The sequence below is a fragment of the Granulosicoccus antarcticus IMCC3135 genome, from assembly GCF_002215215.1.
Taxonomy (GTDB): Bacteria; Pseudomonadota; Gammaproteobacteria; order Granulosicoccales; family Granulosicoccaceae; genus Granulosicoccus; species Granulosicoccus antarcticus.
On sequence record NZ_CP018632.1, the window covers coordinates 863,110 to 878,402 of the forward strand.

11 protein-coding genes are annotated in these 15,293 nt (G+C 51.0%); 8 read left to right on the forward strand and 3 right to left on the reverse strand.

All coding sequences use genetic code 11. The features are described from left to right. The first annotated feature begins 223 nt into the window (after window positions 1–223). Window positions 224–4,021 carry a response regulator gene (locus tag IMCC3135_RS03730; protein ID WP_205737889.1) on the forward strand — a complete coding sequence of 1,266 codons (3,798 nt, stop codon included), beginning with the start codon at window positions 224–226 and terminating at the stop codon, window positions 4,019–4,021. Here IMCC3135_RS03730 and IMCC3135_RS03735 read toward each other — a convergent pair. Then, window positions 3,978–4,274: a hypothetical protein gene (locus IMCC3135_RS03735; protein WP_088916368.1), complete on the reverse strand. Its 297-nt coding sequence runs from the start codon at window positions 4,272–4,274 to the stop codon at window positions 3,978–3,980. The two genes, IMCC3135_RS03730 and IMCC3135_RS03735, sit on opposite strands and share 44 nt — an antisense overlap. 205 nt (window positions 4,275–4,479) lie before the next feature. On the opposite strand from IMCC3135_RS03735, the gene glgX reads away from it, so the two are divergent. The 5 genes from glgX to IMCC3135_RS03760 all read left to right on the forward strand — a co-directional run bounded on the left by glgX (window position 4,480) and on the right by IMCC3135_RS03760 (window position 11,465). Then, complete coding sequence (gene glgX / locus IMCC3135_RS03740; RefSeq protein ID WP_088916369.1) at window positions 4,480–6,633, forward strand: glycogen debranching protein GlgX; 2,154 nt, start codon at window positions 4,480–4,482, stop codon at window positions 6,631–6,633. A gap of 225 nt (window positions 6,634–6,858) precedes the next feature. Further along, window positions 6,859–7,155: a BON domain-containing protein gene (locus IMCC3135_RS03745; RefSeq protein WP_088916370.1), complete on the forward strand. Its 297-nt coding sequence runs from the start codon at window positions 6,859–6,861 to the stop codon at window positions 7,153–7,155. Between the two features lie 386 nt (window positions 7,156–7,541). After that, window positions 7,542–8,021, forward strand: coding sequence for a hemerythrin domain-containing protein (locus IMCC3135_RS03750; RefSeq protein WP_088916371.1), 480 nt, complete (start codon window positions 7,542–7,544; stop codon window positions 8,019–8,021). A 192-nt stretch (window positions 8,022–8,213) separates the two neighbouring features. Then, window positions 8,214–9,110, forward strand: a complete 897-nt coding sequence (locus IMCC3135_RS03755; protein ID WP_088916372.1) for a hypothetical protein — start codon at window positions 8,214–8,216, stop codon at window positions 9,108–9,110. A gap of 384 nt (window positions 9,111–9,494) precedes the next feature. After that, window positions 9,495–11,465 (forward strand): hybrid sensor histidine kinase/response regulator, encoded by a 1,971-nt coding sequence (locus IMCC3135_RS03760; RefSeq protein WP_088916373.1) that lies wholly within the window; start codon window positions 9,495–9,497, stop codon window positions 11,463–11,465. Between the two features lie 69 nt (window positions 11,466–11,534). Here the strand turns inward: IMCC3135_RS03760 and IMCC3135_RS03765 are convergent, their stop codons facing one another. Next, window positions 11,535–12,005: a MarR family winged helix-turn-helix transcriptional regulator gene (locus IMCC3135_RS03765; protein ID WP_088916374.1), complete on the reverse strand. Its 471-nt coding sequence runs from the start codon at window positions 12,003–12,005 to the stop codon at window positions 11,535–11,537. A gap of 204 nt (window positions 12,006–12,209) precedes the next feature. On the opposite strand from IMCC3135_RS03765, the gene IMCC3135_RS03770 reads away from it, so the two are divergent. After that, a complete protein-coding gene (locus tag IMCC3135_RS03770) occupies window positions 12,210–12,641 on the forward strand; it encodes an organic hydroperoxide resistance protein (RefSeq protein ID WP_088916375.1) in 432 nt (143 codons plus the stop codon). 45 nt (window positions 12,642–12,686) lie between these two features. Then, the gene (locus IMCC3135_RS03775) at window positions 12,687–12,989 is read left to right on the forward strand and encodes a putative quinol monooxygenase (protein ID WP_088916376.1); all 303 of its coding nucleotides are present in this window, start codon (window positions 12,687–12,689) and stop codon (window positions 12,987–12,989) included. 253 nt (window positions 12,990–13,242) lie between these two features. Here IMCC3135_RS03775 and IMCC3135_RS03780 read toward each other — a convergent pair whose 3' ends face one another. Further along, the gene (locus tag IMCC3135_RS03780; RefSeq protein WP_088916377.1) at window positions 13,243–15,291 is read right to left on the reverse strand and encodes a gluzincin family metallopeptidase; all 2,049 of its coding nucleotides are present in this window, start codon (window positions 15,289–15,291) and stop codon (window positions 13,243–13,245) included. Window positions 15,292–15,293: the final 2 nt, after the last annotated feature.

Here is a 15,293-nt window from a genome sequence, read left to right on the forward strand (position 1 = left end):
TCCGGTTCGGTTATTGGGCTCGCTCATTGATACCCACTCTGTCGGTGACCGGTCTGACAGGGCTCTCCCTGGTGTAAACTCGTTCAAGCTGCCCAGGATAGAGCCTGTCCAACGTGTTCGACATCAAATACCGACTGCTAGTGAGACTGACGAGGTGGTTATAAGCGGGTCTGCGGGACACTTATCCGCTAATACAGTGCAAAACGCCGCTGGGCCAATTATCGTGGCAATTGCTGCGCCTCGAAATGCGCAAGAGGGTCTGTGTGAGTTCTTGCAGGGTTTGGACTGCAAAGAGGCTTTGCTTGATGACATTATCGTCATCTATCTCGAGAAGGATCGTGATGAGGGTCAGGACAAACTTGCTGATTTGAGTCGATCAACAAGCTTGAGCATCATCGAGTGCAATTCCGGGATCAAACTCCAGGCAGGCAATCTTTATCTGATGCCCTCGGATAGCAGTATTTCGATCGAGCAGTATGTCCTGTCGATCAGTAAATCAGGAATACCAAACGCTGACCATGGTGGCCATTCACGTTTCGTTGATGAGTTTTTCATCTCACTTGCACAGAATCATGCGCCCCATGCTGTGGGTATTCTGCTCGGCGCAGTGGGGGGGGACGGCATAAAGGGGTTGCTGACATTGCAAAATGCTGGAGCCTGGACACTTTCCCATGCTTCCCAGCCGAAATGCTGGGACTCCAGGGCGGTCGTGGACGATCAGGAAGAATATTTACTGAAGCCCAGGGTCATGGGGGAAAAGCTTGCCAGCCAACTCTCTCATAAGAAAGTGAATTTTCAGCAAAGCGAAGAGATGCTACGCAAATCATTGCTTGCCGCGAATATGGATGCTTTCCATCTGGATTTTTCTGATAGGCAGATGTTACGCCAGGGAGGGCTGTCCAGACAGCTTGGTGTTCCTGAGTCGCTGGAGAACGAAGAGTATCTTGTCAGGATTCATTCAGGTGACAGGCTTGAGCGAGACCGTGCGATTGCATTCTGCACACCAGATCAATCACATTATCGAAACACCTATCGATTCACGAAGTCGGATGGCCAGGTTTGCTGGTTGTCGGAAGAGGGTGAAATACAATTTGATCATGCAGGCAACAAAGTTGCTCTGTCCGGTATATGCAGGGATGTTACTGGTGAACGACACCGGGAAGAAGGCCTGTTGGCAAAAGCGCGCGAGGCCATCAATCAAGAGGAGCGCTTGCGACGGGTTATAGATCATCAACTGGGCCTGGTGGGAATAATCGATCTTGATGGGACCTTGCTGGAAGTGGATAACACCTCCATGTCGATCACCGGTACAAGTCGAGAGCAGGTTATCGGCAAGCACTTCGCCGAAACAAGTTTCTGGAGTCATGACAAGGCGACATCGCAGCGTATCCGGGAGGCGATGCAGCATGCCTTTGAAGGTGAGGTGGTGCGATTCGATGTGGCGCTGGCCTCGACAAATGATCGCACGCTGATGATAGATTTCATGCTGGCACCTTTGTATGACGAACAGGGAGCCGTCGAGTTCCTGATTCCATCGGGTGTTGATATCAGTGAACGCAAGCAGGCTGAACAGGCTCTGCTTGCCAGTGAAAACCGGTTGCGAGTCGGTGTGGCTGTGGCTAATCTGGCATTGGCAGAAATTGACTATTTGTCCAATACAGCTCACTTGACCAAAGAGGCAGCTCAACTTTATGGGCTGGATGAATCGGTTTCATGCGTCAATCGAGAGCAGTTATATACGTTCATCCATGAAGATGACCGGGCACGGGTGCATGCCCTTATAGACAGACAACTGGCATCTTCAGACGGTGATTCGATTCATTGTCAGCACAGGTTGCAATTTTCGGATGGTAGTTTGCGTTGGGTGGAAGTGCGCATGCAGTTCTACTTCAAGAATGTGCACGGTAGCAGGCAACCCTATAAAAGCATTCTGGCTGCACGCGACATCACCGAGCAGAAGTCAGCGGACGGGCGCTTGCTGGAGAGTGAAAATCGCTTTCGAAACATGATCGACGATCTGCCAAATCTGATCTGGGTGCATGATGTCAAAGGACAGCTACAAACTGTCAACAGAACATTCCGGGAGTTTTTTGGAGCAGAATTGACCTGTGCCAATGGACAGGACTGGCGGGAGCTGATACACCCCGATGATGTGGATGAATACACTCGGGAGTTTGATGTCTGCGTTAGAGAGAGACGTGTGTTCAGAGCTCAGGCGCGCGTAAGAAATGCGGAAGGACAGTGGCGATGGCTGGAGTCGGTGGGCTTGCCACGCCTGTCCGACACGGGTGAGTTTCTTGGTTTTGCCGGCTCCAGTGGTGATGTCACAAAGCAACATGAATTCGAGAACAGCTTGCGTAAAGCCAGACGAGCTGCCGAAGTGGCTAATGAATCCAAGAGTGCATTTATTGCCAATATGAGCCATGAGATTCGCACACCGATGAGTGCGGTTCTAGGATATACCGAGCTTTTGGGCATGGAGGAGAAGGATCCGGAGAAACTTGAATTTCTGAGCATCATAAGGCGCAACGGTCATTTCCTGCTCGACATCATCAATGACATTCTAGACCTGTCCAAGGTCGAGGCAGGCAAGCTGGATATCGATAACACGTCGTTTGCCGTACAGGATATCGTCACTGATGTGCTGTCGATGATGAAAGCGCGAGCCAGTGAAAAGAATCTGAGCTTCAATGTGGAATACCGAACCGATATTCCCGCCACCATCAATAGTGATCCAAGACGATTGCAGCAGATTCTTGTCAATCTCATCGGCAATGCTGTGAAGTTTACCGAGGAAGGCGGTGTGCAGTTACTGGTCACGTATGGACAGGAAGATGGGTCTCGTCTGCATTTCAGTGTGGTGGATAGTGGTATTGGCATGTCCAGCGAAATACAGACTCGCCTGTTCACACCGTTCTCACAAGGAGATGATTCCGTCAGTCGCCTGTTTGGCGGTACCGGACTCGGGCTTGCCATTAGTCAGAGACTGGCAAGGTTGCTGGGGGGCGAGATCGTTGTCGATAGCGAAACGGGCCGCGGAAGTTGCTTCAGTTTTACCATCGCCGTGGGTGATGTCTCTGCCCAGCCACTGATCACGGTGAACAGTGATTACGCGGTTATGGTCGAGGAGCCGGCAGCGAATGATATAAAGCTGGACTGCTGTGTTCTGGTGGTGGACGATCAGCGTGACGTAAGGGTCATGGTCAAACGGTTTCTCGAAAAAGCGTCTGCAACCGTCTGCACGGCAGAGGATGGTATTGATGCTCTATCGCTTGTCCGGGAGTCGATGGAGGCGGGAAGTCCTTTGATCGATCTTGTATTGCTTGACATGCAAATGCCAAGACTTGATGGTTACAACACGGCCAGGCAACTCAGAGGCATGGGGTTCAAGGCTCCGATCGTGGCTTTGACCGCCGACGCTCTGCAAGCCGATATGACTATCTGCCTGACCAGCGGTTGTGACGCCTACTTGAGCAAGCCTGTTAATTCCCGCGACTTACTGACAACAATCAAACACTACACACAGCAAATCGAGCCTGCGGCTCTGGAAGATCAAAGGAGGCGTGTCGCGGCCAGTGCCGATAAAGCGGGGAATGGGACTGGCGCCATTGGTAGCTTGCCCGATGAGCGCTCAGGGGAATTAGCTGAAGGCAGTACCGGCTTGCAAGTATTGATTGTTGATGCTGTTGATGTTTGTCGCAGCTTGCAAAGGCTATTGGAAAGAAAAGGTATACGGGCAGATTGTGCGCACGATGGAAAAAGCGCATTGCAAAGGCTCTGCGACTTGAGGCCGAATGTAGTCATTCTGGATATCAATCTACCTGATATGAGCGGGTTGGAATTGGTAAAGCTCATGCGGGCCCAGCTCGATTCACCAGACACTCGGTTCATCGCGTTATCCGGGCATACCGGTAGCGAGAATTTTCAGCGCTCCCTAGCGGCAGGGTTTGACACCCACCTGGAGAAGCCGGTAGATATCAAAGAGTTACTGGCGGCAATTCGTATCGGGCGCGTGGACTGAGGGCTGCGCCAATTCGTGTGCCGGTATCCTCTGATGCATCTGGTCCAGAATCGTTTGCATGGTCCTGAAAATGCAAGACTGCACCATCCTGTTCTAGCAAAATGTTTTTCTCGCTATCATCTGGTGCAATCAGAATTATTGAATCAACGGCCTCTGAAGTCGTATGGTCTGCATCACTCTGCATGCTTGCCATGGTGGTAAAGCTTGCGGCACTCATGATGGTAACGAATCTAATGTAACGATGAGTGTCCATTTGAAGCTCTCCCGTCTCATACAACTACTCAGGGGTTAACATCCGGACTGATAAAACAGACCAGTCCGGGCACTGTATTTGGTTCTTGTACTCAGACTGGCAATCCTTGTAATTTTTATAGCCATAGTCTGTAAGGCATACCGCCAAATTGCAGAATAGTTCTGTTTTTCGTCTCAACAACGACATACCGGCACTACTTGCAAATATGAACCAGTTCAGTCACCAGAAACCAGAGTCTAAAAATCATAAACGTCCGCGCCCGTGGCCGGGCCGCCCATATCCGCTAGGCGCAACGTTTGATGGGACCGGTACTAATTTTGCCATCTTCTCCGAGATTGCCGAGCTGGTTCAGTTATGTCTGTTTGATGAAGATGGCAATGAACATCGTATCGATATAGAGGAGGTGGATGCCTTTGTCTGGCATATCTATTTACCGGATATTCAACCCGGGCAGCACTACGGTTATCGAGTTCATGGGCCGTATGATCCTGGCGCGGGGCATCGCTGTCAGAGTGAGAAGTTATTGATTGATCCTTATGCTCGTGCTATCGATGGTCAAATTGATGGTGACGAGTCTCTGTATGGCTACAAATTCGACTCTCCGGATACGCTCAACAGTGAGGATTCCGCGGCGCATACCATGAAGTCGGTAGTTATCAATCCGTACTTCAACTGGGGACATGACCGGCCACCCGCTCTCGAGTATCACGAGACGATCATCTACGAGGCACATGTAAAAGGCTTGACGATGACTCATCCAGGTGTGCCTGAGGAGTTGCGTGGCACCTATGCCGGCCTGGGTCATCCTGTCATTATTGACCACCTCGTCTCGTTGGGCATCACTGCCATTGAGTTGATGCCGGTGCATCAGTTTGTCAACGATCCGATTCTGGTTGACAAGGGTTTGTCCAATTATTGGGGATATAACACCATCGGCTTCTTTGCACCACACAACGATTATGCCGCATCCAATGTAGCGGGACAGCAGGTGCAGGAATTCAAGCAGATGGTCAAGGCGCTGCATGAGCATGACATCGAGGTCATACTCGATGTGGTCTACAACCATACAGCCGAGGGTAACCACCTGGGGCCGACTCTGTGTTTCAAGGGGGTCGACAACAGTGCCTATTATCGCCTGGTTGATGATGACAAGGAGCATTACTACGACACGACAGGGACGGGGAATTCACTACTGATGCGACACCCGTTTGTATTGCAGATGATCATGGATTCATTGCGATACTGGGTGCTGGAAATGCATGTAGACGGCTTTCGGTTCGATCTTGCTTCCACCCTGGCAAGACAATTCCACGAGGTTGATAAACTGTCAGTGTTCTTTCATCTCATGCAACAGGATCCGGTCATCAGCCAGGTAAAACTAATAGCAGAACCATGGGACGTTGGTGAAGGGGGATATCAAGTGGGCCGCTTTCCAGCCTTGTGGACTGAGTGGAATGGACAATACCGGGATACTGTCAGGGATTTCTGGCGTGGTGAGCCGGCAACTTTGGCAGAGTTTGCCAGTCGCCTCACTGGCTCATCCGATTTGTACGAACACAGTGGACGAAAACCCAAAGCATCAATCAATTTCGTAACCGCACACGATGGTTTCACGCTGTCAGATCTGGTGAGCTATAACGACAAGCACAATGAGGCCAACGGTGAGGACGGGCGTGATGGCGATAGTCACAACCGGTCCTGGAACTCAGGAGAAGAAGGTGTCAGCAATGAGCCTGCTATTCTCGCCTTGCGAGCGCGTCAACAACGCAACTTTCTGGTAACACTGCTGCTCTCACAAGGCGTTCCGATGATCAGTCACGGTGATGAAACGGGGCGAACGCAGTTGGGTAATAACAATGCCTATTGCCAGGATAGTCCGTTGGCATGGGTGGATTGGAAGCTTGATGAGGCGCGTACCGATTTACTGAAATTTGCCCGAATGCTGATCAAGCTGCGGCGAGACCATCCGGTATTTCGGCGGCGTCGGTTTCTTCGGGGGGAGAGTGGCAGTTGTGAGCCTGGCGAGGTAGCCTGGTTCAACGCGGGAGGAAGTCGCATGGAGGAGGGTGAGTGGAGTCAGGATCAAACGCTGTCCTTGATGGTTTTTCTGAACGGGAAAAAAATCGCGGAGCCAGACTCGAGAGGCGAGCGGGTGGTGGATGACAGTTTTCTCATGATATTCAATGCCTGTCCTTCAAGCACTGAATTTACTGTGCCGCTTGAGCTTGGCGCTGCATGGCAACGAGTGTTGTATACCGTTCATGCCTGCGAGGTTGAGCAGCACTATGTGGCGGGTGATGTCATGAGTCTGGAGGGCCATAGCACCGTACTGCTAATGCAGCAATCGACTCATTCTTGAGAACACGTTGCTCTATCGAGCATTCTCGTAGCGAAGGTGGTCGCGGTGCAATATCCAGATCCGAACAGCTCTGAGAACTCATTGAAAATTTGACACGCCACGTTTGCAAGTTCTGCATCAGGGTCGTTTAGACGGTGACAGTCGAACCTGATTTGTCTATCGTTACTTCCACACCTACACGACGCAAGTCATGTGAGTGAATTAATTGATCAACGAGGAGTAGCTATGAACAAGCGTACACAGATGTTGGGTATCGTATTGGCGACAGCTTTGAGTGCCGGTATCGGCGGTGCTGCCTATGCGGCAGGTTCCATGACCCCGGAAGAAACTGCAGCCGAACTGCAACAGGCATTCTCATTGGATGCAGATATTTCCCAGATAGTTGACGCAACAGTCAGAGATGGTGTGATTGTGTTGACCGGTACGGTCAACGATCAGCAGGCGTTGGATAAGGTACATGCGATCATTCGTGACATGGAGATTGATAGCAGCATGATCGAGGACAATGTAGGGAAGGACTAATATACGTGGCAGGAGCCTCACCTCTCAGGTGGCTTCTGACGGAACACGAATCAAGCTGATATAACAAGCTTATTGGTTAATTTCTCAACCGGATGTCAGCAAAGCTAGAACTAGTAGTATAAGACAACTGGGTTCGAGAGATTCTGGCCAGTTCTGTAGCACCAGCTTTATGCCGGGCTATGGTTCTGGCCATTTTCATGTCGAAAACAATGAGGGCCAATGCTGCTGTTTTTGACGGGATTGTTTTATCGGGAATTCTGGCTGATGTAAAAATTGCCTATTCTGCTTCTGCTCCGATGTAGAAATTCCAAGCTGCTTTCAGGTTGATGATGTGGTGATATTTTTTATGCACCCAAACAATTAATCGTCAATTGGAGAGAGCAGTCATGACTACGACTATTTACGAAAGAATCATTCAGGATCACACTCGCCATCGAGAGCTTCTGAACAAGCTCTCAGAAACATCCGGCGATAGTGATGATCGGCAGAGGGCTTGGAATGAATTCTATTACGATGTCAAGTCTCATGCTGCAGCTGAAGAGGAAACGTTCTACTCCCGGTTGATGGCTGACACAGATGGTCAGGATGATGCTCGTCATAGCGTCTCAGAGCATAAGGAGCTGGACGACATAATCGGCGAGTTGCACGAGATGGAGTTTTCCAGTCCGGTCTGGCTTGTCAAGTTCAAGACTCTCAAGCACGACTATGAGCACCATATGGATGAAGAGGAGAGCGATATCTTCGAAAAAGCCCGAGAGGTTTTTGATAAAGAAGAGTCAGGCGAGATTGGCAAAGCGTTTGTGAAACGCAAAATTGCAGAGCGTGAGCTGGTCGATGAGAAAGCTGAAGCGTCGCTCGAAGAGTGACTTGAAGTGTCTTTGGAAGTTCGGGTAAAGGCCTGAAATCCATTATTTAAATAACCTGAGTTGCATTAAAACGGAGAAGTTCAATGAACAGCATTATTTATCTTGTCGGGCTTGTAGTTATTGTATTGGCGATACTGTCATTTTTGGGTCTTCGGTGAAGAGTCAAAGGGCCATTAAGGGAGGGTTTCTGAAATGAATAGCGTACAAACTGCAAATGTCGTTGATGGAGCTGCAAGTGTCCCCCATGTGGACTGGTCAGCTATTTTTGCTGGAGCTCTGCTTGCCTCGGCGATAGGATTTATTCTGATGACTTTCGGATCAGGTCTTGGCTTGTCACTGGTTGACCCATTTGGCAAAGAGGGTGCTTCTCCTGTTCTGATTGCTGCCATGGTCGGTTTGTGGACAGCCTGGGTCGTGGTATCAAGTTTCATGGCGGGTGGTTACCTGGCTGGAAGAATGAGGCGACGTGCATTCGATGCATCCGAGCATGAAGTGGATGTTCGAGACGGCTCTCATGGCTTGGTTGTGTGGGCGATGGGTGTGCTGATTGCCGGCTATCTTGCGGCCAGTGGTATCGCTAATGTGACGGGAGCTGTTGCCTCATCCGCAGGCTCGGTGGTCTCCGCTAGTGCTAGTGCGATTGGTGAATCATCGGCAGATCCGATGGCACTTGTCACAGATTCTCTGATGCGTAAGGATGGCTCACAAAGCACGTCCGAAGACAATAGCTCTACTGGTATGTCTTCTCAAACGCGGGAAGAGGTCGCTAGATTATTGGCAAGCTCGGTAGCATCGGGCGACATCAAGCCGGAGGATCAGGCTTATCTGGCCTCTGTTGTGGAGCGTGTTACTGGCGTTGGTGCTGAAGAGGCCGAGAAGCGTGTTTCAACAGCGATCAGTACGGTGGAAGAGAGCGCCCAGAAGGCTAAGTCGGTCGCAGAGTCGGCACGCAAGTCGGGAATCCTGTTTACGTTCCTGGCTGCAGCGATTCTCATTATCAGCGCAGTGGCAGCCTGGTGGTCGGCAACTCTGGGTGGTAAACATCGTGACGAAGCTATTGACTTCAGTCATCTAACTCGTTGGAAGTGATCTGAGAGGTTGTTGATATGTACGGAATAATTGCATGGTTGTGTGGCGTACCCGTGATTGTGATCATCTTGGCCTACCTGATATTCTGATGTTGAGTAGTCGCAGGAACCGCTAGCCCGTGAGTTGACGGGGTTGGGGCGTGCATAACTCAAGTTCCAATCCTGTTCAACTCTGCCATGTTACCTGGCAATGCAGCTTAGAGCTTCTGAGCTAGCTGCGACGCTATTACACAGTGCACAATATAATGCTGATTTGTAGTGCGGAATATCCGGGAAGATAGAGGATCTACATTCGCACAAGCGATTGATGTACATTGTTAGGCAGTTCGTATTTGGCTTACGCATCGGTACTGTCGTTTAATGCAGATTTCAGCCTTTGGCACATATGTTCAGCTCTGACTCCGAAAAGTTGTTTGACCTGTTGTCTCTGGCACCTGATCTTGCGGTGCTGGTCACGAGTTCGGGTGGAGTCGTCAAGAGCGTTAACAAGGCGGCCAGTGATCTTTTTTGCAAGGACAAGGCTGAGCTGGAAGGGTGTCATCTTCTATCCACTCTGGTGGTGCCTGCTCGCCTTCTATCCGAGTCATTCACTGATTTTGCATCGCTTGCCCAGCAGGGGCTGGACGTGCGATTAGCGTCGAACGTGGATGAACACGTTTCGGTCAGAGTGATCGAACTGGAAGTGACGCCCGTCGAGTTTGCTGTGTCATTTACCAGAATTACCTTGCTCCAAGATTCTGGATTGCCGCAAGGCTCACACCCGGGTACGCGCGATCAGGCAGGGCTGTTGTTGTCGGTAGCTGAGGAGATTTCCGAGTTTGGCTGTTATAGCTGGGACATGGTTAAAGATGTGTTGGAATGGTCCGATGGCCTGTTTCGTATTTTCGATATTGATCGCAGTGACTTCTCCAGGACGGCTGAGGCATTTTTCAATCGACTGCATCCTTCAGATCGTGGTGAATTCAATGAGGCGCTTACTGATGCTGCAAGTGGTCATGGCCACTTTCATAGTACCGAGCGCATACTGAGGCCTAACGGGGATGTCCGCTGGATGCAAAGCCAGGGTCGGATGGTGTTCGACTCCAATGGCAAGCCGTTGAAGCTGACGGGTATCTGTCGTGATATCACAGAAAAAGTCGAGAACGGTAATGAGCTGCGAATGCAGATCGATGACCGAAAGGCGTTAGAGTCAAAGCTGCTGCAGACTCAGAAGCTGGAGGCTATTGGAAAGCTGAGTAGCGGGATCGCACATGATTTCAACAATCTGCTGACAGTCATCAGTTCCGGCTGCGATTTTCTGCAGATATTGCCACCGGAGGCCATGCGCGATGATGCTCGTGATCTGGTGCAGTCAATCAAGGAGGCAGGCGATCGCGCCAGTGAGCTGACTAGCCAGTTGCTTCTTTATAGCCGATCATCAACGGGCCAGCCCCAAGCGGTAGATCTTAACGCTGCGGTAGAGCAATCGAGGGAATTTCTGATACGTACCTTGCCCAAGAGTATCTCTATTTCACTGGTTCTTCATCCGGAAGCACCGATTCTGCATATAGATCCGACACAGCTCCAGCAGATAGTGCTGAACCTTGCCTTGAACGCCAAAGATGCCATGCCCGGTGGTGGGCAATTGGCGATAGAGACAGGGGTGGTCATGAGAGCATCGATATCCTCAGAAGACAGTGGCATGATTCGTTACGCGGTTCTGCAGGTCGTGGATACAGGTACCGGTGTATCCGAAGAACTGCGTTCACGTATGTTTGACCCCTTTTATACAACCAAGCCGACGGGTTCGGGTTCAGGTTTGGGATTGTCTGTGGTTTGGGGAATTGTTCATGCTGCGGGCGGGACTATCGAAGTAGAAAGTGAAATTGGCACAAGTACAAGTTTCCGTATCTTCCTGCCAATCAGCGCCCACGAGGAACCCGTGCGGGTTGGTACAACAGATAGAGTGTTCGCGGGAGGCAAAACCTCCATTCTGGTAATCGAAGACGAGGCAGCCGTATTGGCGATTGTCGAAGCTGCGCTACGGCATGCCGGTTTCGAGGTCACAGGCGTTACAGATCCGGTTGAGGCTATTCGTCTGGCAGCTAACCCGGCACATCGTATTGACTTGCTGGTTACAGATGTCAGTATGCCGACACTCAGCGGCCCCGAAGTGGTTAAGTCCATTCGTGGAGTTCGTTCAGCTACCTGGTTGCCAGTCCTGTTCATCAGCGGTAATGACCAGCATGTTCTGGAAAGAACGCATGGTATTCGTGCTGAAGAGAATAATCTGATACAGAAGCCGTTTCGTATCGCGGCTCTCATCAACAAGGTGGAAGAGGTTTTGTCGAATGCGGCGCAAAGAGATAAACACTAGATACTGAGAGGTCCGGGCTATTTCTGGTGGTGACTGAGAGCATCAGTAAGCCGATAGGACTCGCTGGCTTTAGTTGTTCTCTTTTATGAAAGTCTTGATCTTGTTCGTTTGTTTGATCAGTTTTTTCGCATTTGATTCACTCAAGTCGGTAGCACATCCCATCTGGCGAGGAATGTCTCGTGCTTTCTTGAACAAGGCGCGACCTTTGCTTGTCAGAAAAACTTCAACACGTCTTTCATCTGCAGTGCTGCGAACACGCGAGACCAGGCCAAGCTTTTCGAGTCGTTGAATTAGTGGCGTCGCGGTTGCCTGTTCCAGTTCGATATGGTCTGCCATCTCCTGAATGGACAAGCCATCGCCTTGCCAGAGCACCATCATGGCCAGATACTGTGGATAGGTTATTCCCAGCTTCTTGAGCAAGATCGAGTATTGTTTGGTAAAGGCTCTAGACAGCGAATACAGAGAAAAGCACACCTGCTCCTCTATACGTAATTCTCCTTCCTTGTCAGTGACTGAAGGGCGATTGGTGTTTGCAGTCATTTTTATCAACTTCCTGATTGGACTTGAACTTTTCATATACATAGCACACTATGTATATGACAATACGATATAAAGTGATCTGGCGCTTCGGTAATATTGGTCCTTTTTATGAGCCAAGTGCCTGAACAAGCCGCGATGACTGATTGGTTAACGTGTGCAGTTGTACCGATTACTCTTTTCAACCTACATCAGGAGCAGAACTAAATGAGTGTTGACGTAAAATATACAACCCAAGCCCGTGCAAATGGCGGACGTGATGGTAAGGCGCAAACGCTGGATGGTGCCTTCAGCGTCAATCTGACTACCCCTAAAGAACTCGGTGGTGCTGGTGGCGAAGGCAACAACCCTGAGCAATTGTTCGCGGCGGGCTATGCCGCCTGTTTTCTGGGAGCCATGAAGTTCGTCGCTGGCAATGAGGAAGGCTACTGCCAGGTCTCTGCTGAGACGACAGTAACTTCCGCGGTGGGTATCGGCCCTCGTTCCGAGGGTGGTTTCGGATTGGAAGTCTCGTTGGAAGTTGATATTCCGGGCGCTGAGAAGGCAGAGATAGATAAATTGGTCAAACGTGCGCATGAGGTTTGCCCTTATTCGAACGCGACACGCAACAATATTGATGTCAAACTTTCAGTTGCGTAAAGCAATTGCTGCGTTTTTCCCGATCAATCAATCAAGGGACTTCATATGATCCATGTAGTTGCAATCATCACAACCGAAGCTGGAAAGCGAGCCGAAGTGTTGGAGGCATTCGCGAAAATTGTGCCTCTGGTTCATGCCGAGTCAGGTTGCATTGAGTATCAACCCGTTACTGATGCCGATGGGGCAGGTTCCAATCAAACCCCATTGGGACCAGATACATTTATCGTTGCAGAAAAATGGGCCAGTATGGATGAGCTGAAAGCACATTCAGCCTCTGATCATATGGCTGAATATGCCAGGACCGTAAAGGGACTGATCGCAGGTAGAAAGGTTCATATACTGAACTGAGACCCGTAGGCTTGGTATCGGTTTGCTGAGTAGCCGGTGTCAAGATTGACACCGGCTTATAAAGATCATGTCCGATGGATGCTGGCTGGTTTTGCCAGCATCCATATCCTGCGATAGTTCAGCTCGTCGGCGTTGTTACCGTTATCGTCTCGCTGCGTCGTCGCAGTACGGGTCCTTCAGTTGCGTTGCTGGCATCCAATGAGTCTTGAGCCAGGTAGTCTGGGTAGCTTTTGTGCCTGTTTGCCCAGACTCTTCAAACGTTGTGTGTGCACATCATCTTGGCCAGGTCCTGCCGGGGGATCATATGGGTACCCGCCTGGTTCCACAGTGAGCTGCCCGCTTTTTGCATGAAGTCGAGCTGTTCCTGCATGCGGTGCTCAGTGTCATCGACCCGTTTGCGAATGATGTAGCGAATATTGCCTCGTGGGCCCACGATGACCGTTGCGCCGCCAAAGAAACTGAAAGAGCGTCCACCAGGCAACGATACATGCCGAACTTGCACGACTTCGGCCACGGTGTCGAAGGTCACTTCTTTATTTACACCGACGCGGCGTGCGGAACGTACGGACTCGATAATTGGCAAGGCATAACCACCGGACTTGAAGGCGCTACTCTCAGGGCTGACAAGCCCGAACTCACGTGCATATTTCGACTGGCTAACCAGAAAGCCGAGAGCGCCTGCCTGTCGTCGCATCTCTGCAACACTGACGGGTTTGGCTGGATCGCCGTCGAATTCCATGCTGCTGAAACTGAGTTTTTCCAATACTGGCAAAGTGATATCGGGTGAATGCCAGACCAGTTCGTCTTCGGTCATGGCGGAGGTACCTTCGCCAAAAATGCCGCGTTGGCCAAACGCTTTTATAATTGCCTCGCGGTAACCCAGATTGTCATCAGGCACGACATCGAAATCTGCCGTTATCAAGGCGCGCAGATAGTCGCCGAAGCGCACATCCACGGGCGGGCAGTAATCGATGGCGCGGATACAGATGCACAAGAACTGGTTGGCGATGCTTCTGACTTCGGACACCAGAATGTCCTGTAGTCCGCTGCCAAGATCACCCGGCGGTAATTCGCCGCTACCGGCGGTTGCCAGTTTCAGGTAGCGTCTGGTGCGACGTTCGTAGACCACCAGAAAGGCATTGAAGACGGCTCTGGCCAGTACCCGTCCCAGGCTATGTGCTTCAGTGCCTGCATCGTCATAGCACAGTATGGATGGCGATGAGTCAGTGCCGGGTGCGCGGTTGGTAAAATCCTCGGGTAAATCGATCAGAGTACGTAAAGCCTTGTTTTTTTTATCGAGGCCACGCCCAAACTCTTCGGCGATGTTGACCAGTACATCTGCATCCTGCAGTCGACCACGACACTTGCCGATGGCTGATTGCACAACTCCCTCGACAGTAAAATGCTGGAACACCGCAACCAGGTCCGCAAATGCTTCATGAAACGCGATCACATCCGGGTGGCTGGGCAGCATGAAATGAGCACGCAATCCATCCAGTAATGCATGGCTGGTCTCATGCACGATGACATCATGCGAGACACTGGTGAAAACATTACCAACGCCCTTTTTGACCACGGGAGTGGATTCTCGGGCTTTGAAATAGCCGAACACTATCTCGCCTGCAGCCCGGTCGTACCAGGCATTGGGTTCTTCGGCACCGTGTGGCCTGAGCAGTAGCCGATTACGGCGCTCGTCCCCATCACCACGACAGCGTGCAAACGCCCAGGCTACGTTCCGGCCGAGTGCTACCCGGAATTTGTCGTAGGTCTCCATCGCTACGGCATATACCATTTGCTGATGAAAACGAGGGTCCGATAAGGAGGGGGTGTAACCGTCCTGCATGACGACGTGTGGATGCTCAAGATCAGCCAAACTCCATGTGTCGTCACCTACGCCCCGGTTACTGACTTCCATGACAGAGCCACTGGGGCCTGTTGTCAGGGGCTCAAAGGGAACCTTGCATATGGCAATGCCGCTGTCAGAGGCTGTGAGTCCAGGATTTATCGAATAGACCCTGAGGCGTCGATACAGTGGTTCGTCCGGGGTACGTTCGTGTAATCGGGTGCACCATGCCAGAGCGATACGGGGGCTGATGACATAGAGCCGGCTTTCTCCGGGTTGGTGATCGGCAGATGGCTCGATATTGGACACTTTCGCATTCGATTCGTCAGGCGCCTTAATAGCTACAGTCTCTGCTACCTGGCTGGCCGCAGCTGATTTCAGGGATTTCTTCTTTCGCGTTTTCCGCGCCTTGCCGAATTTGAGAGTCCTGTCTTTGTCAAGCAGCTCGCTGTCATCCATCT